At 67.9% G+C, this 19,975-nt stretch carries 19 protein-coding genes; 10 read left to right on the top strand and 9 right to left on the bottom strand.

Annotation, left to right across the window (positions count from 1 at the left end; genetic code table 11):
• Positions 1–268 precede the first annotated feature (268 nt).
• Complete coding sequence (locus AruCF_RS15100) at positions 269–835, top strand: hypothetical protein (RefSeq protein WP_049073977.1); 567 nt, start codon at positions 269–271, stop codon at positions 833–835.
• A 248-nt stretch (positions 836–1,083) separates the two neighbouring features.
• On the top strand, positions 1,084–2,625 hold the full coding sequence (locus AruCF_RS15105; protein ID WP_049073978.1) for a hypothetical protein: 1,542 nt from the start codon (positions 1,084–1,086) through the stop codon (positions 2,623–2,625).
• A gap of 84 nt (positions 2,626–2,709) precedes the next feature.
• Here the strand turns inward: AruCF_RS15105 and AruCF_RS15110 are convergent, their stop codons facing one another.
• Entirely contained in the window at positions 2,710–3,108 is a 399-nt protein-coding gene (locus AruCF_RS15110; protein WP_049073979.1) for a RidA family protein, read from the bottom strand.
• Positions 3,109–3,247: 139 nt separating this feature from the next.
• Here AruCF_RS15110 and AruCF_RS15115 point away from each other — a divergent pair, with 139 nt between their 5' ends.
• Both AruCF_RS15115 and AruCF_RS15120 read left to right on the top strand, forming a co-directional pair.
• Positions 3,248–4,207 carry a LysR family transcriptional regulator gene (locus AruCF_RS15115; RefSeq protein WP_049073980.1) on the top strand — a complete coding sequence of 320 codons (960 nt, stop codon included), beginning with the start codon at positions 3,248–3,250 and terminating at the stop codon, positions 4,205–4,207.
• Between the two features lie 15 nt (positions 4,208–4,222).
• Positions 4,223–4,846, top strand: a complete 624-nt coding sequence (locus tag AruCF_RS15120; protein ID WP_235432660.1) for a hypothetical protein — start codon at positions 4,223–4,225, stop codon at positions 4,844–4,846.
• A 25-nt stretch (positions 4,847–4,871) separates the two neighbouring features.
• Here AruCF_RS15120 and AruCF_RS15125 read toward each other — a convergent pair whose 3' ends face one another.
• A complete protein-coding gene (locus AruCF_RS15125) occupies positions 4,872–5,480 on the bottom strand; it encodes a class I SAM-dependent DNA methyltransferase (protein WP_049073982.1) in 609 nt (202 codons plus the stop codon).
• A gap of 296 nt (positions 5,481–5,776) precedes the next feature.
• Here AruCF_RS15125 and AruCF_RS15130 point away from each other — a divergent pair, with 296 nt between their 5' ends.
• Positions 5,777–6,934: a TGL-type protein-glutamine gamma-glutamyltransferase gene (locus tag AruCF_RS15130; RefSeq protein ID WP_049077861.1), complete on the top strand. Its 1,158-nt coding sequence runs from the start codon at positions 5,777–5,779 to the stop codon at positions 6,932–6,934.
• 85 nt (positions 6,935–7,019) lie between these two features.
• Here the strand turns inward: AruCF_RS15130 and AruCF_RS15135 are convergent, their stop codons facing one another.
• On the bottom strand, positions 7,020–7,517 hold the full coding sequence (locus tag AruCF_RS15135; RefSeq protein ID WP_049073983.1) for a hypothetical protein: 498 nt from the start codon (positions 7,515–7,517) through the stop codon (positions 7,020–7,022).
• 99 nt (positions 7,518–7,616) lie between these two features.
• Positions 7,617–8,501 carry a LysR family transcriptional regulator gene (locus tag AruCF_RS15140; protein ID WP_049073985.1) on the bottom strand — a complete coding sequence of 295 codons (885 nt, stop codon included), beginning with the start codon at positions 8,499–8,501 and terminating at the stop codon, positions 7,617–7,619.
• 107 nt (positions 8,502–8,608) lie between these two features.
• On the opposite strand from AruCF_RS15140, the gene AruCF_RS15145 reads away from it, so the two are divergent.
• Both AruCF_RS15145 and AruCF_RS15150 read left to right on the top strand, forming a co-directional pair.
• Positions 8,609–9,733: a muconate/chloromuconate family cycloisomerase gene (locus AruCF_RS15145; RefSeq protein WP_006385347.1), complete on the top strand. Its 1,125-nt coding sequence runs from the start codon at positions 8,609–8,611 to the stop codon at positions 9,731–9,733.
• A gap of 82 nt (positions 9,734–9,815) precedes the next feature.
• Positions 9,816–10,802, top strand: a complete 987-nt coding sequence (locus AruCF_RS15150) for a Bug family tripartite tricarboxylate transporter substrate binding protein (RefSeq protein ID WP_049073987.1) — start codon at positions 9,816–9,818, stop codon at positions 10,800–10,802.
• Positions 10,803–11,013: 211 nt separating this feature from the next.
• Here AruCF_RS15150 and AruCF_RS15155 read toward each other — a convergent pair whose 3' ends face one another.
• On the bottom strand, positions 11,014–11,727 hold the full coding sequence (locus AruCF_RS15155; RefSeq protein WP_049073988.1) for a GntR family transcriptional regulator: 714 nt from the start codon (positions 11,725–11,727) through the stop codon (positions 11,014–11,016).
• A gap of 280 nt (positions 11,728–12,007) precedes the next feature.
• Between AruCF_RS15155 and AruCF_RS15160 the strand changes: the two genes are divergently transcribed.
• Both AruCF_RS15160 and AruCF_RS15165 read left to right on the top strand, forming a co-directional pair.
• Complete coding sequence (locus AruCF_RS15160) at positions 12,008–12,910, top strand: dihydrodipicolinate synthase family protein (RefSeq protein WP_049073990.1); 903 nt, start codon at positions 12,008–12,010, stop codon at positions 12,908–12,910.
• A gap of 13 nt (positions 12,911–12,923) precedes the next feature.
• Positions 12,924–13,898 (top strand): tripartite tricarboxylate transporter substrate binding protein, encoded by a 975-nt coding sequence (locus AruCF_RS15165; RefSeq protein ID WP_049073992.1) that lies wholly within the window; start codon positions 12,924–12,926, stop codon positions 13,896–13,898.
• A 72-nt stretch (positions 13,899–13,970) separates the two neighbouring features.
• On the opposite strand, the gene AruCF_RS15170 is transcribed toward AruCF_RS15165, so the two are convergent.
• The 3 genes from AruCF_RS15170 to araD all read right to left on the bottom strand — a co-directional run bounded on the left by AruCF_RS15170 (position 13,971) and on the right by araD (position 17,513).
• Positions 13,971–14,960: a Bug family tripartite tricarboxylate transporter substrate binding protein gene (locus tag AruCF_RS15170; protein WP_006395211.1), complete on the bottom strand. Its 990-nt coding sequence runs from the start codon at positions 14,958–14,960 to the stop codon at positions 13,971–13,973.
• A 64-nt stretch (positions 14,961–15,024) separates the two neighbouring features.
• Positions 15,025–15,735, bottom strand: a complete 711-nt coding sequence (locus AruCF_RS15175; RefSeq protein ID WP_049073996.1) for a ribonuclease activity regulator RraA — start codon at positions 15,733–15,735, stop codon at positions 15,025–15,027.
• A 47-nt stretch (positions 15,736–15,782) separates the two neighbouring features.
• Complete coding sequence (araD, locus tag AruCF_RS15180) at positions 15,783–17,513, bottom strand: L-arabinonate dehydratase (RefSeq protein ID WP_049073998.1); 1,731 nt, start codon at positions 17,511–17,513, stop codon at positions 15,783–15,785.
• Positions 17,514–17,674: 161 nt separating this feature from the next.
• Here araD and AruCF_RS15185 point away from each other — a divergent pair, with 161 nt between their 5' ends.
• Positions 17,675–18,364 carry a GntR family transcriptional regulator gene (locus AruCF_RS15185; protein ID WP_049074000.1) on the top strand — a complete coding sequence of 230 codons (690 nt, stop codon included), beginning with the start codon at positions 17,675–17,677 and terminating at the stop codon, positions 18,362–18,364.
• 35 nt (positions 18,365–18,399) lie between these two features.
• On the opposite strand, the gene AruCF_RS15190 is transcribed toward AruCF_RS15185, so the two are convergent.
• Positions 18,400–19,773, bottom strand: coding sequence for a hypothetical protein (locus tag AruCF_RS15190; protein WP_049074002.1), 1,374 nt, complete (start codon positions 19,771–19,773; stop codon positions 18,400–18,402).
• Between the last annotated feature and the right edge of the window lie 202 nt (positions 19,774–19,975).

The following is a 19,975-nucleotide window of genomic DNA, read 5'->3' on the forward strand; positions in this document are numbered from 1 at the left end:
TCTTAGCAAAGCGGCTCGGCCGGTCCGTCCCCTTTGCCAATACGACGCGGGCATATTGAGTAACAAATTTCACCATTGGCGCAAGGAAGCTGGCCCCGTTTATCGGTAAAAATGGCGGACATTTCGTAAGCAGGCTGTCAGTCTGCAATCGTTCTCCCGTCGCAGGGCTGGCCACCCCGGCCTGTCACGAAGAGAAACAAAACGCCTGGCGCCCGGCTCGCAATCGCAGCCGCCGCGCCCGACCGACACGGAGCGCCAACCGCAAGCCATGATCTTCCCCCTGCCCCTTTCCGCCCGCCGTCCGACGCTGCGCCTGGCCGCCAGCCTGATCGCCGCCGCCAGCCTGGCCGGATGCGCGCCGATGCCCAGCGGCGGCAGTTCGTCGTTGCCCTCGCTCAGCCGGGTCTTTTCCGAGGGCCTGTCGTTCTCTCCCAGCGTCAACGTCGCCCGCAACATGCAGGGCCGCTCGATCAACGACGCCATCGCGGCGCTGGGCGAGCCGTCCAGGAAACGGGCGGTGGGCAACACCATGGAGCTGGAGTGGTCCGACTACCAGGCCGCGCCCTACCAGGAATGGGTCACGACCGGCACCAGCCAGCAGGTCGTCGGCATGATCCCGGCCACCAACACGAGCGCCGCGACGCCGGTATTCCAGCAAAGCAGCAGCGGTTACTACCAGGGCCGCACCCGCATTTATGAATGCAAGGTGCTGATGCGCATGAAGGACAGCGTCATCATCGATTCCACCGTCGACGGCAATGTCTGCCCGGAATTCATCGCCGCGCTGCGTAAATGGGCCGGTGAAAATGAAGCGAAGAACTATGTCGTGAAATAAGGCGCGAGGCGGCGCGAGACATGCGCCGCCCGCACGGGCCGATAATCGCGGCGCACGGCATTTATTTTGTCGACATTATTTTGGAAATCATTCCGGAAACTGTCATTTAACTGAATATAAATAACTCCAAAAAAGCAAAAATAAATAACGCCAGCCGATTAATTTTCCGTCGCGCCCGCCGTTAGTCATGGTGATACTCCCCGGCAAGCCTCATTGGGCAGTTGTTGCCCGCCAGGAATACCACTGACATGACCACGATCTCCAGCTACACCCCGCCGCTCGTCATCGCCCCGCAGGCGCCGGCGATCGGGGTGTCCCGCGTCACCACCGTCAACCGCAGCCCCGACATCCCCGCGTCCACCTCGGTGACGCTGGGCCAGCCGGCCAACGTGCTGACCTATTCGCCCGAATCCGTCGCCGCCGGCCAGGTCCAGGCCCCGGATGCCCTGTCCTCGTTGATGTCCGACAACGTCCGCGCCTCGTCGCTGACCGGCCAGTTCAAGGGCCTGGCCGCGGCCCTGCTGGGCCGCATGCAGAACGATGGCGGTAATTTCTCGCTGTCGATCCCGTCGTCCCGCGCCGCCGCCCCGGTGGACGGCATCGCCGCGCCCCAGGGCGCGGCCGTGGCCGACAACTCGGTCGCGCTGCGCATCACCACCGCCAGCGGCGCCAAGGTCACGGTGACCCTGGAAAGCAATGAAAAGGGCCTGGGCGTGCAGATCGACGTGGGCGATGCCAAGCTCACCGAGGAAGAACGCAGCGCCATCGCCGGCCTGTCCAAATCGTTCCAGGACGCCGTCGACGGCCTGGCCTCGGTGCCGCCCAAGCTGGCGCTGGGCGCATTGGCCAAGTTCAATACCAGCGTGCTGTCGTCGGTGTCGCTGGAAGCCACGGTCGGCGCCGAGGGCCCCGACCGCGTCAGCTTCAATTTCCAGGCCGATGCGGGTCAACGCTCGCTGACGGTCAAGACCGTGACCGGCTCGGCCCAGATCAACGTCGACGCCAGCAAGCCCAGCCAGTTCGGCAGCGCCCAGCAGCAGACGGCCGCGATCAACAGCTACCTGAGCAAGTTCGACAGCGCCCAGAAGCGCGGCGAAGGCGATGCCGCGCTGATGGCCCTGTTCAAGTCCGGCTTCTCGGACCTGCACAAGAGCTACGGCGACTGGGCGCCGCAAGGCACCACCACGACGCGCCTGGGCATGCCCGCCGAAGTGCATCGCACCATGCTGTCCGGCCTGGCCGACTTCTCCGCCTCGATCAGCCAGGCGCCGGTCGCCTCCAATCCGCTGCAACCGCGCGAATTCGACACCTTCTCGTACGAGACCTCGCAAAACACCACTTCCAGCGGCCGCCCGCAACTGGACCTGGCGATCACGCAACAGCAGCAATCGTCGCTGAACGCCAGCTTCCACCGCGCGCTCACGCCCGATCAGAAGCTGAACCTGACCACGGATCCCGAGTCGCAGAACTACGCGTTCCACCAGATCCGCGACGATTACAGCAACCGCACCGACATCGCCTACGAAGACGGCGAACTGGCCAAGGCCTCGTTCACCGAATCCAGCACGATGTCCACCCTGGTGAGCAAGTTCATCAAGGGCAAGCTGGTCGACCAGAGCCGTATCACGCCCACGACCCAGACCCGCACCGAGGACCTGATGGGCCTGCTGCGCGCGGCCGATCTGACCGGCCACCGCGACGACACCCGCACCCCACGCGATCAGGTCGAGGCCGCCCTGATCCGCAAGCAGGAAGACCTGGCGCAAGCCGTGGCCCGCCTGCGCGGCTGATACGACGAGGCACGCAAAACGGGGCAGGCCCGGCGATCCCGCCGGCCTGCCCCGTCGCTTTTCTTGCCCCGCCGCCAGGGCCGGCTAGGCGTCCCGCGGCAGTTTCGCGATCACCTTGATCTCGAAATCGAAGCCGTACAGCCAGGTCACGCCAACCGCCGTCAGCGTCGGATGCGGCGCCGGGCCCCAGTATTCCGGCACCACCTGCCAGATGGCCTCGAAGCGCGACGCCGGATCCACCATGAACACCGTCACGTCGATCACGTCCTCGAAGCTGGCGCCCGCCGCCTTCAGGATCGCGTTCAGGTTGTCGAACGCCTGCCGCACCTGCGCCTGCAGGTCGGGTTCGGGCGAGCCGTCCTCGCGGCTGCCCACCTGGCCCGACACGAACAGAAAGCCATTCGACCGCACCGCCGGCGAATAGCGGTTGCGTTCATACAGCGCCTGGCGCCCGGCCGGAAAAACCACATCACGCGTTGCCATACTCGTTCTCCTGTCCCGGGCCTTGAGCCCGTATTGATGATGCAGGCACTGTACGGACGGCGCCGCCGCCGATAAACGGGCAAGCTTGTCCATCACTGTTTGTAAAATGCAAACAATCCCCTGATCCCCTGGAGTGGCGATGGACCGTTTCGACGCAATGCAGGCCTTCGCCCGCGTGGTGGAAACCGGCAGCTTCACCAAAGCGGCCGAGACGCTGCACATGAGCAAGACCAGCGTCACGCAACTGGTGCAGCAGCTCGAGGCGCGATTGCGCGTGCGCCTGCTCAACCGCACCACCCGCAAGGTCAACGTCACCGCCGACGGCGCGGTCTACTACGAGCGCGTGCTGCGGCTGCTGGCCGACATGGACGACGCCGAAACCAGCCTGTCCGTGGCCGCGTCCGTGCCGCGCGGGCGCCTGCGGGTCGACGTGCCCAGTCCGCTGGCGCGCATGATCCTGGTGCCCGCCCTGCCCGCCTTCCACGCGCGCTACCCGGATATCCAGCTCGACATGGGCGTGAGCGACCGCATCGTCGACGTGATCGGCGAGAACGTCGACTGCGTGGTGCGCGGCGGCGAACTGACCGACCAGTCACTGATGGCGCGGCGCGTCGGCGACCTGCAATTGCGCGTCTATGCCGCGCCCGCCTACCTGCAACGGGCCGGCGCGCCCGGCCATCCGCGCGATCTCGAGGACAGCCACCACCGCATCGTCGGCTTCCTCTGGTCGCGCAGCGGCAAGCCCCTGCCCTACGCCATGCGGCGCGGCGACGAGCGCGTCCATGCGCACGGCCGCTACGTGGTCGCGGTGGACGACGGCAACGCCTATCTGGCGGCGGGCCTGGCGGGCATGGGCGTGCTGTGGCTGCCCGACTACATGGCGCGCGAACATGCCGCGCGCGGCGAGCTCATGCCGTTGTTCGAGGACTGGCAACTGGACCCGATGCCGCTCTACATCGCCTTCCCGCCCAACCGCCACGTCAGCGCCAAGCTGCGGGTGTTCATCGACTGGGTGGCGGAACTGATGGCGGAGCATGCGCCGCTCGAATTCGCGCGCCTCCCCCCGCCCACCACAATACGGCAATCGAAGAGGCCTTGAGCCTGGACCAAGGATGTGCATGACTACCGCAACCCCCCGCGCTACGAGGCCACACCGATGAGCGAATGGAGCGAGATCAAGGCGCGCTTCAAGCGCCCGCTAAGCGCGCTGTTCATGTGCCTGATGCTGCTGCTTTTTTCCCGCGGCCTCTTCGACGCCGCGAACAAGGCGTTCCTGCCGCCGGATCCCGCCACCCTGCACGCCATCGTCGTGCGCGTGGACAAGGCGGGCGAATGTCCCTACACGCGGACGACCGCCTCACGGCAGAACAGTACCTACAGACCCGGTTGCTTTTTCTCCAACGACTATCCCGACGTGGCGTTCGAGAAGGCTGGCGCCGTGGCCGGCCTCGATCTCGCCCTGCCGCAGCCCCTGGAACTGCTGATCGACCGCGAGCCGAACGACCTGAAGAATACCTACGAGGGCCGGATGTTCAGCGTGCACGTGCCTATCAGGATTCATGGGGTGCGCCGGGAGGACGGCGAGGCGCTGGTGGATCCGGCGGCCAACTACGATAACTACTGGTCGTACAAGCAGCGCAAGAAGGCCTATGCCTGGCTTGCCGTGCTGATCGCGCTGGGCTGCGCCGCCTACGCCTTCCTCAGGATCCGGGCGATCCTGCGCGATCCGTATCTTTGACCTGACAGCCCGTCGCCCCGCCTGGCTAACACCGCCTGGCCAGCCACACCGTCGCGTTGCCGCAGGCAGCGTCCCATTCGACGTGGCGCAATACCTCGAAGCCGTTGGCGGCGAGCAGCTCGCGGTATTCGGCGCTGTCCAGGCTGCCGTGATAAAGCGGCTGGCCGTCGAGCTGTCCGATGGCCTCGCCCAGCGTCGTGCCGCTGGTGAACATCAGTGCCGCGCCAGGCGCGGCCAGGCGCCGGAACTGCGCGAACATGGGCCGCTGGTCCTCGGGCGACAGATGGAAGAAGCTGTGCCACGCGATCAGGCCGTCGAACGGCCCGGCGCAAGGCAGTTGGCGCATGTCGGCGGCGATCCACGCCTGTTCGGGAAAGCGCGCGGCGGCGCGCGCCAGCAATGCGGTCGAACTATCGACACCGGTAATCCGGCAGCCGTGCTCGATCAGGTGGCCGGCGATCGGCACGCCGGTGCCGCAGCCGATGTCCAGCACCCGCGGCGTGGCCGTCGGCAACGCCGCCAGGAAGTCGGCCAGCCAGGCGCGCTCGATCAACGCGGCGCCGCGGTCGCGCTCGAACGCCGCCGCATGCGTCTGATACAAGGCCATCACGCCGGCGGACAAGGGATGGGTCATCTACGCGTCGCCTCCCGACGTCAATCCAGTCTCGGACCGGCACCGTGCCGGCCCGTCATGCCAGGCGCCGGATGCCCTGCGCGCATGACAGCGCCATGACAATCATTCGACTGGCGAGCCATATTCATACAGCTGATATTAAGGCATCACCCCTACAATCAATCAGACCCCACGGGACGGCTTCCACGGGCGCGCACGGCCTGAAACAGATATTCACGCGCCTTTGCAGCTTGACGGGAACTCGGCCCCGTGTGCGCTTATCCATATCCTGTCCGTTGCCTTCCGGTTCGTATTCCATGCCGTCATCCCCGCAGCAGCCCTGTCCCGATCCGGGCGGAATTGTCATCCACGCCGCCGACGCGTTGGAAATGACGCAACACTTCCTGTCCGACCTTGGGCTGCGCGCCGCCGCCAATTGCCAGGCGCGAGCCGGCGCCACCGGCGTGCACGCCGCGCTCAATCGCGGTTTCGCCGCCAGCTACCTGCCCGATCACGACACCACCGGCGTGGCGCGGGCGCTGAGCCTGCGCACCGACGCCAACGAAGCCGACCTGGACCGCGAGATCGTGCTGGCGATGCTGGCCAGCCCGGTCGCCTTCGACTTCCCCAGCGTGGCGGAACTGGCCTCGGCCGTGCGCATCCGCCGCTACATCGTGCAGGCCGCCGGCAAGACCGCGCTGGCCTTCGACACCGAACACGCCGAGCGGCCCGAGGACTATTGGACTTACGACGAGGCGCGCGGCTTCACGGTGCTGCCGGGCCGCTCGCTGATCGACGGGCTGCGCAAGGCGACCCAGCCCGAGGCCTCGGGCCAGCTGTATTCGTTCTCGTGCTACCGCGCCACCGAATACGTCACCGTGCTCGGCATCGCGCAGGAACTGCAGACCGCCAACCCCGAGCTCGGCCGCCGGCTGCAGCGCCAATGGGAAACGCGCGCGGTCATGTCCGGCAGTTTCCACGATACCTTCCTGCACGAATACGGCGCGCTCGACGCGCCCTTGCCGCAGCGCTTCTACGTGCCGGGCGACCGGCTCTGGTTCCGCAACCCCGACGCCGAATCGTCGGACGTCGAAGGCTACGAAGGGTCCTGGGTGTTCTACCTGGGCGGCGGCCTGTTCAACAATTTCTGGGAACGCGGCGCGCCGTACACGCTGACGTCCAAGTGCGTCGAGATCTACCACTGGCGCCACGGCCTGCGCACCGACGCCGCGGGCAAGCGCCATATCGACGAGCAGATCGTCAAGGAACGCGTGCACGAAACCCTGGCCGACCCCGAGGCCACCGCCGTCATCCTTGAACGGATGATGCGGATCCGCGACCCGCAGGGCGTGTACGCCGAAGGCGGCTGCATCGACGCCACCCGCGAGCGGGTGCGCTGGGTCCGCCCCGGCCATTGCGACATCGTGCTGCCGGACTTTCCCGGCGCGGCGCGGGCGCTCTTCATCGCAGCCTGAATCCCCGAGCCACGTGGCTTGAATGCCTCAACGGGCGGCAGCCCCTGAATCCCCGCGCCGCCCCCGTCGCCGGCATGACGCCCGGCTAGCGCTTGCCGAAGTCCTTCTGCTTGAAATCGGTGTCGCCGCGATACCCGTACAGGCGCGAAACCGCCTGGAAATCCTCGGGCGAGAAGCCGGCCCAGGAATAGTTGCGGACGTTCCTCTTGCTCCGCGCATCGCGCACGTAGAAAGACAGCGACGCCTTCCGCTCGGGCACATTCACCGCCTTGTGCAGCGACGGCACGAATTCATACTGCGACGTGGGGTAGGTTTTCTTCACGCCCAGCAGCGTGCCGACCTGGATTTCGCTGTCGCTGAAGGCGTATCGGTTCACGAACACATAGTCCTTGCGGACCGCCAGGAACACGACCAGCGCCAGCGCCACGGTGGCCAGATAGAAGCCCGGCGTATTGATGTCTCGGTCGACCGTGTAGCGGTAGGCATAGTTGAATACCAGCGACAGCAGGCCCACGGCGATGACCAGTTGCCCCAATTGGGAAAACAGCCATTTGGCCTTGTTCTGGACGTTGACGGTCAGCATTGCGAGAGTCCCTATGACGGTTGTTATTGGAAGCACGGGAATGGCAAGCGCGTAGTGTGCCGCAAGCGGGCGGGCCGTAGCCGTTCCGTCTACGCTTTGTTACCCCTTGGCCAATTGCGCCGCCAGGGCCAGCGCCTGCGCCAGGAACGGCGAGGCGTCGTCCTTGCGGTAGCTGGCGATCACCGGCGACACAAAGGCCTCGGCGTCGATGCGCACGTGGGCCACGTCGCGCCGCTGCAGGCGCTGCACCGAGGCCGGCACCACCGTCACCCCCAGTCCGGCCGCCACCAGGCCGATGGCGGTCTGCAGCTCGTTGGCCTCCTGCGCCACCTGCGGCGCGTGGCCGGCGGCGCGGAACAGGTCCAGCACATGATCGGCGAAGTTGGGCCGCGGCCGGGCCGGATACAGCACGAACGGCTCCTGCGCCAGCCGGTCGACCGACACGCTGTCGCAGCCGGCCAGCGGATGGCGCAGCGGCACTGCGGCCATCAGCGGCTCGGTCATCAGGACGCGGCGCTCGATCGCCGGATCGTCCAGCAGGATGCGGCCGATGCCCAGGTCGATGCGGCCGGCCTTGAGCGCCTCCAGCTGCGGCAGCGTGGTCATCTCCATCAAGCCGACCTCGACCTGCGCGTCGGCGCCGCGCAATTGCCGGATCAGCTCGGGCACGAAGCCGTACAACGTCGAGGGCACGAAGCCGATACCGAACCAGCGCCGCCGCGCCTGGCCCAGCCGGCGCGTGCCCTCCAGCACTTCATCCAGCCTTGCGGTCAGCAGCCGCGACTGCTCCAGCAGGAAGCGCCCGGCCTCGGTCAGGCGCAGGGCGCGGGTGGTGCGTTCGAACAGCGCGACGCCCAGTTCCTCTTCCATCTGGCGGATCTGGCGGCTGAGCGGTGGCTGCGCCATGTGCAGCGCTTCGGCGGCGCGGGTGAAGCTGCCCTCGCGCGCCACCGCCTGGAAATACCGCAGGTGCCTGAGTTCCATGGCTTATCCAAACCCTGAAGGTATAAATGGAGACCCATATAGTCTTGGACTTGGCGATCTAACGCAAGCGATACTGCACTTCACCTGAAGAACCTGCTCTGGAAAGTATGAATCCGGTAACGATAAACTCGGTCGAGGCGATCCTGGTGGATCTGCCGACCATCCGCGCCCACCAGTTGGCCATGGCCGTGATGCAGCGCCAGACGCTGGTGATCGTGCGCCTGCGCTGCAGCGACGGCATCGAGGGCATCGGCGAGGCCACCACCATCGGCGGCCTGTCGTACGGCGAGGAAAGCCCGGAAGGCATCAAGCTGGCCATCGACACCTACCTGGCGCCGGCGCTGGCCGGCCTGGACGCGGCCAACATCCACGCCGCCATGCGGCGCCTGGAAACCGTGGCGCGCGGCAACCGTTTCGCCAAATCGGCGCTGGAAAGCGCGCTGCTCGATGCCCAGGGCAAGCGCCTGGGCGTGTCGGTCTCGACCCTGCTGGGCGGCGCCGTGCGCGCCAGCCTGCCGGTGCTGTGGACCCTGGCCAGCGGCGACACCGCGCGTGACATCGAGGAAGCCGAATCGCTGCTCGCCAGCCGCCGCCATAACACCTTCAAGCTCAAGGTCGGCCGCCGCGCCGTGGCCGACGACGTGGCCCACGTGTCGCGCATCAAGCAGGCGCTGGGCGAGCGCGCCCGCGTCACGGTGGACGTGAACCAGGCCTGGAACGAGGCCGACGCGGCCGGCGCCATCGCGCGCCTGGAAGCGGCCGGCGTCGACCTGATCGAACAACCCATCCCGCGCGCCAACCTGGCCGGCATGGCGCGGCTGGCGGCGCGCTTCGTGGTGCCCATCATGGCCGACGAAGCCATCAACGGCCCCGAGGACGCGCTGGCCATCGCGCGCCTGGGCGCGGCCGACGTGCTGGCGCTGAAGATCGCCAAGTCGGGCGGCATCCACGAAATGCTGCGCACCGCCGCCGTCGGCGACGCCGCCGGCATGTCGCTGTACGGCGGCACCATGCTGGAAGGCTCGGTCGGCTCGATTGCCTCGGCGCATGGCTTTGCCTGCCTGCCGCGGCTGTCGTGGGGCACCGAGCTGTTCGGCCCGCTGCTGCTCAAGGACGACATCGTCGCCAACCCGCCGCGCTACGCCGATTTCGAGATGGAGATCCCCACCGGCCCGGGCCTGGGCCTGGAACTGGACGAAGACAAACTGGCTTTCTACCGCAGGGACCGCTGACGCGCCCTGCCCCACGGTTGTTCCCGCGCGCCGGCCACGCATCGGCGCGCGGAAAAATAATTCAAGCACACGGAGACACGACATGGTTTTGCGCCACGCTTTCAAACACCTCGCCCGGGCCTGCATGGGCCTGGCCCTGCTCGGCGCCGCCAGCGGCGCCATGGCCGACGGCTATCCCGACCGGCCGGTCAAGTGGATCGTGCCGTTCCCGCCGGGCGGCGCCATGGACAGCATCGCCCGCACCCTGGGCGAGTCGATGGGCAAGCAACTGAACACTTCGTTCATCGTCGAGAACCGCGCCGGCGCCGGCGGCAACATTGGCGCGGCCAGCGTGGCGCGTTCCAAGCCGGACGGCTACACCATCCTGATCGTGGCCAACGGCATGGCCGTGAACCCGGCGCTTTACGCCGACCTGAACTACGACCCGATCAAGGACTTCGCGCCGATCTCGCTGCTGGCGGTGGTGCCGAACGTGCTGGTCACCAACCCCGCGCGCAACGATGTGAAGAGCGTGGACGAAGTGATATCCAAGGCCAAGGCGCAGCCCAACCACTACACCTACGCCTCGGCCGGCGTCGGCACCTCGATCCACCTGGCGGGCGAGCTGTTCGTGTCGATGGCCAAGATCGACATGCTGCACGTGCCCTACAAGGGCAGCGGCCCGGCCATCGCCGACCTGCTGGGCGGCCAGGTGGACTACATGTTCGACAGCGTGACGTCGGCCAAGCCGCACATCGAGGCCGGCAAGTTGCGCGCATTGGCGGTGACCACCGCCAAGCGCTCGGCCGCGCTGCCCAACGTGCCCACCGTGGCCGAAAGCGGCCTGCCCGGCTACGAGCTGATGCCGTGGTTCGCCGCCTTCGCGCCGGCCGGCACGCCGCCCGAGGTCGTGGCCAAGCTGAACGCGGCCATGCGCCAGGCCCTGAACGAGCCCAAGGTCAAGGCGACGCTGGACTCGATCGGCGCCGAACCGATCGGCGGCACGCCCGACGAACTGCGTGACTACCTGGCCAAGGAAACCGCGCAGTGGAAGGTGCTGGTGAAGGAACGCAATATCAAGATCAACTGAGTCCCGCGCGGACTCGACCGGGCGTCGCGCACACCCGCAACGTCACGAACGCCGGCTGGAAGTCGTTCCGGGCCGGCGTTTTTTTTGGCGAGGCCGGAAATCCGGCGCGTGGCACGCTATGGCCTGGCGATCTTCGGACCTGCTGGCGCCCGCCCCTGTCATCGCGATTGCCGCCCCGCCATCGCAATCACGGGAGGCAGGAGATCGGCGCTCAGGCCGGCGCGGCCGTCGTATCCAGCAGATGATCGACAATGGCCAGGATCTGCTCGGCGGCTTCGGTGATGTGGTGTTCCAGCGCCGCCTCGGCCTCGCCGGCGCGGCCCTGGCGACAGAACGCGATCAAGGCGCTGTGCTCGTCGTGGGCCTGCTGGCGGATCGGCGCGTTGACGATCTGGAAGCGGAAATAGCGTTCGGATTTTTCATGCAGCGCGCGCACCATGGCCAGCGCCGCCGGCCGCTGCGCCGCGCGGTACAGCAGCTCGTGCAGTTGCCAATTCAAGCGGCCCCACTGCTGCGGTTCGGCGCTGGCCATCCGCGCCACGATGCGCGCCGCCTCGTCCAATTCCTCGGGCGTGTGTTGCGAGACCGCCAGCCGCAGCAGCCAGGGTTCCAGCCGCAGGCGGATGTCGAAAAACTCCTGCACTTCGGCGCGCGACAGCATCGAGACGTAGGCGCCGCGGTGCGCGATCATGTCCACCAGGCCTTCGGCGCTGAGCTGGCGGATCGCCTCGCGCACCGGCAGCCGGCTCACCCCCAGTTCCTCGGCCAGCAGTTCCTGGCGCAGGGCGGAGCCCGGCGCGATCGCGCCGGACAGGATGCGGTCGCGCAATTCGTCGACCACCAGGTCGACGGCGGTCTTGCGCACCAGGCGGCCGGCGGCGGGCCGGGTTTGGGTGGCGCTGGCGGGAGAGGAATTCTGGGACACGTCACATCCGGTGAAGAATGCCGCCCGGCGGACGCCGGCCGGCGGCGGGCCTGCGATCGACCCGACGCCACGCCCAGGAAAACCCCGAGAGACAGCCGGTATCCACAGCCCGTTTAATGTGAGTATATTGGATCCATGATCCAGCAAAAATCGGCGCCCTTCCCAGGCGACGGCTCGAGGCTTCTTGCCTCGTTTTTTAGGTCTTTCTATTTTGGATCCAATATCCAATCAATACCCGGACGGGATGCACCCGGACGGATCACGCAACAGGAGCGGCAGCATGAGCATTCAATGGCAAGGCGTATTTCCCGCGGTCACCACCAAACTGAAACCCGATTTCTCGCTGGACGCGGACGCCATCCGCCAGGGCCTGGAGCGCCTGATCGCCAACGGCGTGGGCGGCGTGGTGATGATGGGCATGGTGGGGGAAAACGCCCAGCTCGCGCCCGAGGAAAAGCTGGAGGTGCTGCGCATCGCGGTCGAGACCGTGGGCGGCCGCGTGCCGGTGGTGTCGGGCGTGGCCGAGACCGGCACCGCGCGCGCCGCGGCCTTCGCGCGCCAGGCGGCGCAGATCGGCGTCGATGGGCTGATGGTATTCCCCGGCCTGACGTACAAGTCGGACGAGCGCGAAACGGTGGCGTTCTATCGCAGCGTGGCGCAGGCCAGCCCCCTGCCGATCCTGCTGTACAACAACCCGCGCGGCTACGGCGTCGACCTGACGCCCGACCTGGTGGCGCAACTGCTGGAGGAACCGACCATCGTCGCGATCAAGGAGGAGTCCTACGACACCACCCGCGTGACCGACCTGATCACGCGCTTCGGCGACCGCCTGGCGGTGGTCTGCGGCGTCGACGACCTGGTGCTGGAAAGCGCCGCGCTGGGCGTCACCGCCTGGGTCTCGGGCATGGCCAACGCCGTGCCCAAGGCCTCGGTGGACCTGCTGCGGCTGGCGGTCGAAGGCGACTTCAAGCGCGCCCGCAAGCTGTACGCCGCGCTGACGCCGCTGTTCCACCTGGACACCGTGGTCAAGCTGGTGCAGCACATCAAGCTGGCCGAGCACCTGATCACCGGCAGCGCCGAAACCGTCAAGCCGCCGCGCCTGGACCTGGCCGGCGCCGAACGCGAACGCACCCTTGCCATCACCCGCCAGACACTGGCGGATCTTTCAGCCCTGGGCTACTGATACCGGAGCCGCCATGACCCGCACCCGCCTGCCCGCGCTGGCCTTCAGCGCCCTCTCCTTCCTGGCCTGCGTCGCGGCCGCCCCCGCCGCGATGGCGGCCGACTACCCCAGCCGCTCGATGGAGCTGGTGGTCGCCTACCAGCCCGGCGGCGGCAGTGACAACACCGCCCGCGCCATCGCCGAGGCGGTGCGCCCGCCGCTGCTGGCGCAACCGACCGTGGTGATCAACAAGCCCGGCGCCAGCGGCTCGATCGGCTGGTCGTACGTGGCCAACGCCCAGCCCGACGGCTACAAGCTGGTGCTGATGACGCCGGAAATGCTGGTGGTGCCGCTGATGGGCATCGGCAAGACCACCGTCAAGGACTTCCAGCCGATCGCCCGCTTCACCGACGATCCCTCGTCGGTCACGGTGCGCGCCGACGCGCCGTGGAAGACGGTGGAGGAATTCCTCGACTACGCGCGGAAGAATCCGGAACGGGTGGCGGTATCCAACGCCGGCATCGGCACCGTGCCGCACATGGCGGCCGCGGCGCTGGGCGAGCAGACCGGCGTGAAGTTCGTGCACGTGCCCTACCAGGGCTCGGCCCCGGCCATCATGGGCCTGCTGTCCGGCGACGTGCAGGCCACCACGGTGGCCTATGCCGAGCTGCAGCAGCACGTGGACACCGGCAAGCTGCGCACCCTGGCCGTGATGGCGCCCAAGCGGCTCGACACCCTGCCGGACGTGCCGACCATGAAGGAACGCGGCGCCGACCTGCAGTTCAGCGTCTGGCGCGGCATCGGCCTGCCGAAGTCGGCCCCGGCCGACGCCATCGAAAAATGGCGCAACGCCGCGCGCCAGGTGGCGCAGTCGCAGGACTTCCAGGCCCTGATGCGCAAGCAGAACCTGACGCCGTCATACGCCGACCAACCGCAATTCGCGGCCGACGTGGCGCGGCAGGAACAGGCCTTCAACGCGCTAGTGCCGAAGCTGAACCTGAAACCCTGACGCGGGAATCCGGACGCGGAAAACAAAAACCCCGGCTCCAGGCCGGGGTGGGAATCAGGTCTTGACGAGCCATCACTCCACCGTCGCCCCCGACTTCTTCACCACCTCCGCCCAGCGCGGAATCTCCGTGGCCATCAGGGCGCGCAGTTCGTCGGGCGTGCTGCCGACCAGTTCCATGCCCATGGTCTTGCCGAGCTTTTCCTGCACGTCGGGTTCCTTCACGATCACGGCGATCTCGGCGGCCAGCTTGTCGAGAATGGGCTTGGGCGTGCCCTTGGGCGCATACACCGCCTGCCACGAGGCCATCTGGAAGCCGGGCACGCCGGCCTCCTGCATGGTGGGCACGTCGGGGGCCAGCGAGATGCGGTCCTTGGTGGTGACGGCCAGCAGCTTGAGCTTGCCGGTCTGCAAGAGCGGCAAGGCGGCGGTCATCTGGTCGAACATGAACGTCACCGCGCCCGAGGACACGTCGACCATGGCCGGCGGCGTGCCCTTGTAGGGTACGTGCGTCAGCGGCACGCCGATCATGCTGGAGAACAATTCGCCGGCCAGGTGGGTGGAGGTGCCGGCGCCGGACGAGGCGAAGGTGCGCTTGGACGGATCCTTCTTGAGCAGCGCGATCAGGTCGGCCACCGAGTTCACGCCCAGGTTCGGATCGACCAGCAGCACGTTCGGCAGATAGGCGATCAGCGAGACCGGCTCGAAGTCCTTGACCGGGTCGTACTTCAGGTTCTTGTAGAGGCTGGCGTTGATGGCGTGGGTGCTGATGGTGCCGCCGAACAGCGTGTAGCCGTCGGGCGCGGCCTTGGCCACGTAGGTGGCGCCGATGCCGCCGGCCGCGCCGGGCTTGTTCTCGACGATGACGTTCTGGTGCAGCCGGTCGCCCAGCTTCTGCGCCAGCACGCGGCCGACCACATCGGTGGAGCCGCCCACGGTGAACGGCACCACGTAGGAAATCGGCTTCTGCGCCGGCCACTCGGCGGCCGCGGCCGGCAGCGCCCACGCGCCCAGCAGCGGTCCTGCCAGCAGCGCGGCCAGCGCGCTGCGACGTTGCTTGTTCATGCTTGTCTCCTGCCCTCTGTGTTTTATAGGCATGGGTCGCCGGCCGGTCGGCCGGCGCCAGGGCTCAACGGCCCTGTTCTTTGCGCCAGGCGGCGAACTTGTCCTTGGTGGCCGGGTCGGTGGGCGGATACAGGCCCAGGATCGACGCGCCGGCCTGCACCTGGCTGGTAACGAAGTCCTCGAACGCGGTCATCTCCACCGCTTCGTCCGCGATCTCGTCGGCCAGGTGCGCGGGGATCACCACCACGCCCTCGCGGTCCCCCACCACGATGTCGCCGGGGAACACGGCCACGTCGCCGCAGCCGATGGGCGCGTTGATGTCCAGCGCCTGGTGCAGCGTCAGGTTGGTCGGCGCGGACGGCCGGTTGTGGTACGCGGGATAGCCGAGCTCGGCGATCTCGGGCGAGTCACGAAAACCGCCGTCGGTGACCACGCCGGCCACGCCGCGCTTCATCAGGCGGGTCACCAGGATCGAACCGGCCGAGGCGGCGCGCGGGTCCTTGCGGCTGTCCATCACCAGCACCGCGCCGGGCGGGCAGGTCTCGACCGCGGCGCGCTGCGGATGGGCGCGGTCCTCGAACACCTTGATGGTGTTCAGGTCCTCGCGCGCCGGGATGTAGCGCAGCGTGAAGGCCGGGCCGACCATGTTGGGCAGCGTCGCGTTCAGCGGCCGCACGTCCTGGATGAACTGGTTGCGCAGGCCGCGCTTGAACAAGGCGGTGCACAGCGTGGCGGTGCTGATGCCGGCCAGCTTGGCGCGGGTGGCGGGATTCATGTCTGACACGGAAAACTCCAGGGAAAGCGATTCAGGGGATGGCGGGTTCAGAAGATTTCCGGTTCCGGCACGGGCGCGCCGAAGCTGGTTTCGAGGAAGTCGAAGTCGCAGCCCTCGTCGGCCTGCAGGATGTGTTGCGAGTACATCCAGCCGTAGCCGCGCTCGTAGCGCTTGGGCGGCGGCGTCCAGGCGGCGCGGCGCGCGGCCAGTTCCTCGTCGCTGACGTTCAGGTGGATGCGGCGGGCCGGCACGTCGACGGTGATCAGGTCGCCGGTCTTGACCAGCGCCAGCGGGCCGCCGATGTAGGCTTCGGGCGCGGCGTGCAGGATGCAGGCGCCATAGCTGGTGCCGCTCATGCGGGCGTCGGACAGGCGCAGCATGTCGCGCACGCCCTGCTTGACCAGCTTGGTGGGGATCGGCAGCATGCCCCATTCCGGCATGCCGGGGCCGCCCTGCGGGCCGGCGTTGCGCAGGATCATGATGTGGTCGGCGGTGACGTCCAGGTTCTCGTCGTCGACCGCGGCCTTCATGCTGGGATAGTCGTCGAACACCAGCGCCGGGCCGGTGTGTTGCAGGTATTGCGGGGCGCAGGCGCTGGGCTTGATGACGCAGCCGTCCGGCGCGATGTTGCCGCGCAGGACCGCCAGCGCGCCCTCATCGTAGATGGCGGTGTCGAGCTTGCGGATGACATCGTCGTTGTAGACCTCGGCGCCGGCGATGTTCTCGCCCAGCGTCTTGCCGGTGACGGTCATGGCCGACAGGTCCAGGTGGCCTTCCAGGCGCGACATCAGCGCCGGCAGGCCGCCGGCATAGAAGAAGTCTTCCATCAGATACTTGTCACCGCTGGGCCGGATGTTGGCGATGACCGGCACCTTGCGGCTGGCGGCGTCGAAGTCGTCCAGGCCCACCGGATGGCCGGCGCGGCGCGACATGGCCACCAGGTGGATGATGGCGTTGGTGGAGCAGCCCATGGCCATGGCCACGTTGATGGCGTTCTTGAACGAGGCCAGCGTCAGGATGCGCTGCGGCGTCAGGTCGTCCCACACCATCTCGACCACGCGGCGGCCGCATTCGGCGGACATGCGCATGTGGTTGACGTCGGCCGCCGGGATCGACGAGGCGCCCGGCAGGGTCATGCCGATGGCCTCGGCGATGGCCGTCATGGTGCTGGCCGTGCCCATGGTCATGCAGGTGCCGTAGCTGCGGGCGATGCCGCCTTCGACCTCGGTCCATTGTTCCTGCGTGATCTTGCCGGCGCGGCGCTCGTCCCACAGCTTCCAGGCATCCGAGCCGGAACCGAGGATCTTGCCCTTCCAGTTGCCGCGCAGCATCGGGCCGGCGGGCACGTAGACACAGGGCAGCCCGGCGCTGATGGCGCCCATCAAGAGGCCCGGCGTGGTCTTGTCGCAGCCGCCCAGCAGCACCGCGCCGTCCACCGGGTGGCTGCGCAGCAGCTCCTCGGCCTCCATCGCCAGCATGTTCCGGTACAGCATGGTGGTGGGCTTGACGAACGATTCCGACACCGAGATGGCCGGCAGTTCCACCGGAAAGCCGCCGGCCTGGAACACGCCGCGCTTGACGTCTTCGACGCGCTGCTTGAAGTGGCTGTGGCAGGGGTTCAGGTCGGACCAGGTGTTGATGATGGCAATGATCGGGCGACCGGCCCAGTCGTCGGGGCCATAGCCCATCTGCATCATGCGGGAACGATGGCCGAACGAGCGCAGGTCGTCCTTGGCCATCCAGGCGGCGCTGCGCAGGCTTTCGTAGGTGCGTTTCATAGGCGGGTGCGGGTCCTGGGGTGCGAGGAAATGAAGGAGACAAAATCGTTGACGAGGTCATTTAAACACTAATACATTAGTGCGTCAGCTAGGTGAAAACCCGCTACACTGCGGTTCCACCACCGCCCCGTCCACGATCGACCTTTACCGAATTTCGCCCGATGCCTAGCCACAAGCTCAGACTGGACCGCTCGCGGCACGCCGCGCCGCAGGTCTTCGAACATCTGCGCGAACAGATCATTTCCCTGGAGCTGGCGCCGGGCGCGCCGCTGTCGCGCGTGATGCTGGCCGAGGCTTACGGCCTGAGCCAGACGCCGATCCGCGACGCCCTCATGAAACTGGCCGAGGAAGCCTTGGTCGAAATCTATCCGCAGCACACCACCGTGGTCAGCCGCATCGACATCGCCGCGGCGCGCCAGGCGCACTTCCTGCGGCGGTCGATCGAACTCGAAATCGTGCATCTGCTGGCGCAGAAGCCCGATCCCCTGCTGATCCAGCAGCTGCAGGCCAGCATCGAGCGCCAGCGCGCCTGCCACGCCGCCGGCCAGTACCCGCAATTCATGGAAGCCGACCAGGCCTTCCACCGCGACATGCACATGGCCGCCGGCGTTACCGCGTTGTGGGACATGGAGCAGCGCTACAGTGGCCACGTCGACCGCCTGCGCCGCCTGCACCTGCCGGAAGCCGGCAAGGCCGAACGCATCATAAACGACCACCAGCGCGTGCTGGACGCCATCGCCGCGGGCGACGCGCCGCGCGCGCAGCAGGCGCTGCGCGAGCACCTGTCGGGCACGCTCAGCCAGGTGGCCGAGATCTGCAAGCGCTATCCGGACTACGTGCTGGCCGATTGAAGCGGATGGCCGGCGCGCGGAGTCACCGCGCCGCCTTACTCCAGCGCATAGCGCACGATCAGCGTGCGGCCGTCCCGAACGGCATGCACCAGCACGCCCTCGCCGGCCGCGTCCAGGCCGAGCAGGCCGCGTTCCTGGTCGGGCGAGAGCTGGAACGGCCGCCAGTTGCGACCCTGGTCGCGGGTGTAGAAGTACGTGCGGGTGTAATCGCCGAATGAGAAAAGATGATCCGCGTAGGTCTGGACCACCCAGCCCTGGCGGCCGAACCAGGCCTGGCCGATCCACGTGGGCCGGCCCCGCACGTCTGGCGTGGCGGCCAGTTCGTGCCAGTTGCCCTGGTCCGGCTCCAGGCGGAAGATGCGGTTGCCGTGCGTGGCGTACACCGGCTGGCCCAGCACCGGCCACGATAGCGGGTCCTGCGCCGGCACCGGGGCCACGTCGGGGGTGATGCGGAACGCCGGCGGCGCGCCGTCCTGCAACCGCACCTCGAAGCGCCGGGTCTCGATGCGCCGCGCGCCGCCACCGGGCGCGACGCGGTCGCGCCAGCTCCAGCCGACCGCGCGATCGGCCGCCACCGGATACAGCGACCAGCCGTAGGCCAGCCGTTCGCCGGCGCCGGCCCTGTCCGCGTGTTCGGAAAAGGCCTTGCCATAGCTGTCGCTGTCGGGCCAGACCTGCTCGCGCAGCCGCAGCGTCGACCAGCGCCGGGCGCCGTCTTCGCTCACCAGCAAACGTTCGCCATCGGCGCCTTCCGCCAGCGCCAGGGCGCGCGCGTCGCTCAGGAACATGGTGTGGCGCTGCGGCGCGCCCAGCGCCACCTCGGGGTCCCGGCGCCAGCTGGCGCCCTGGTCGTCGGAACGCAAGACCTCCCGGGCCGGCGGCTGCTCGCCCTCGGCCGGCCGGCGCAAGGTGCCGGTGACCAGGTACAGGGCCTGGCCAGGCGTGCCGACCAGCGTCACGCCAGCATCGCCGCCGATGGACCCCAGCAGCGCGTAGCGGCCGTTGTCGCGGCCGCCATAGATCAGGTTGCGGACCTCGCGCGCGGCCGCCCCGCTGCGCAGCAGCGCTTGCGCCCGGCCGCTGGCCGGCGCGCCCTCTGGCGTCTGCGCCGCCGGCGCGGACGGACGGTCGCCGCCGGCCGCGGCCGGCACCAGCGCATCCAGCACCGGCGCCCGACCCAGCCCGGCCAGCTCGCGGTCACCCGAGATCAACTGTCCGGTCAGGTACTGGTGATCGCCATAGCGGTACAGGCGCGTGCGGGAATAGCCGGCCAGCGGCGGGCCGTCGAGTTCGCCGATGACCTCGCTGCGCGTCAATGGCTGGCCCTCCGGCACCAGTTGGTGCAGGCCGTAGGCCAGCAGGCCGGTCGCCGCAATCGCGGCCACGCCGGCGAACCCCCTGATATTCATCGTGCTCGTTTCTCCTGGAACCGGACAGCCGCGGCCTGTGGCCACGTTGGCGTCCGGACGGACGAGACTATACCCGCGCGCCGGCCATGACCGGATCTTTCTCTATACTGGGGCCACACTGACACGGAAGCCGCTCGGGAAACGCCCTCATGACAGCAAGGCACGCGCTACACACCCTGATCCTGGCAATGCTGGCCGGATC

This window comes from Achromobacter ruhlandii, assembly GCF_002082135.1.
GTDB classification, from domain to species: Bacteria; Pseudomonadota; Gammaproteobacteria; order Burkholderiales; family Burkholderiaceae_B; genus Achromobacter; species Achromobacter ruhlandii.

Excerpts from the sequence above, each read along its gene's own strand:
- AruCF_RS15100 (WP_049073977.1), top strand. The coding sequence starts at position 269 with ATGATCTTCCCCCTGCCCCTTTCCGCCCGCCGTCCGACGCTGCGCCTG.
- AruCF_RS15105 (WP_049073978.1), top strand. The coding sequence starts at position 1,084 with ATGACCACGATCTCCAGCTACACCCCGCCGCTCGTCATCGCCCCGCAG.
- AruCF_RS15110 (WP_049073979.1), bottom strand. The coding sequence starts at position 3,108 with ATGGCAACGCGTGATGTGGTTTTTCCGGCCGGGCGCCAGGCGCTGTAT.
- AruCF_RS15115 (WP_049073980.1), top strand. The coding sequence starts at position 3,248 with ATGGACCGTTTCGACGCAATGCAGGCCTTCGCCCGCGTGGTGGAAACC.
- AruCF_RS15125 (WP_049073982.1), bottom strand. The coding sequence starts at position 5,480 with ATGACCCATCCCTTGTCCGCCGGCGTGATGGCCTTGTATCAGACGCAT.
- AruCF_RS15130 (WP_049077861.1), top strand. The coding sequence starts at position 5,777 with ATGCCGTCATCCCCGCAGCAGCCCTGTCCCGATCCGGGCGGAATTGTC.
- AruCF_RS15135 (WP_049073983.1), bottom strand. The coding sequence starts at position 7,517 with ATGCTGACCGTCAACGTCCAGAACAAGGCCAAATGGCTGTTTTCCCAA.
- AruCF_RS15140 (WP_049073985.1), bottom strand. The coding sequence starts at position 8,501 with ATGGAACTCAGGCACCTGCGGTATTTCCAGGCGGTGGCGCGCGAGGGC.
- AruCF_RS15145 (WP_006385347.1), top strand. The coding sequence starts at position 8,609 with ATGAATCCGGTAACGATAAACTCGGTCGAGGCGATCCTGGTGGATCTG.
- AruCF_RS15150 (WP_049073987.1), top strand. The coding sequence starts at position 9,816 with ATGGTTTTGCGCCACGCTTTCAAACACCTCGCCCGGGCCTGCATGGGC.
- AruCF_RS15160 (WP_049073990.1), top strand. The coding sequence starts at position 12,008 with ATGAGCATTCAATGGCAAGGCGTATTTCCCGCGGTCACCACCAAACTG.
- AruCF_RS15165 (WP_049073992.1), top strand. The coding sequence starts at position 12,924 with ATGACCCGCACCCGCCTGCCCGCGCTGGCCTTCAGCGCCCTCTCCTTC.
- AruCF_RS15170 (WP_006395211.1), bottom strand. The coding sequence starts at position 14,960 with ATGAACAAGCAACGTCGCAGCGCGCTGGCCGCGCTGCTGGCAGGACCG.
- AruCF_RS15175 (WP_049073996.1), bottom strand. The coding sequence starts at position 15,735 with ATGAATCCCGCCACCCGCGCCAAGCTGGCCGGCATCAGCACCGCCACG.
- araD (WP_049073998.1), bottom strand. The coding sequence starts at position 17,513 with ATGAAACGCACCTACGAAAGCCTGCGCAGCGCCGCCTGGATGGCCAAG.
- AruCF_RS15185 (WP_049074000.1), top strand. The coding sequence starts at position 17,675 with ATGCCTAGCCACAAGCTCAGACTGGACCGCTCGCGGCACGCCGCGCCG.
- AruCF_RS15190 (WP_049074002.1), bottom strand. The coding sequence starts at position 19,773 with ATGAATATCAGGGGGTTCGCCGGCGTGGCCGCGATTGCGGCGACCGGC.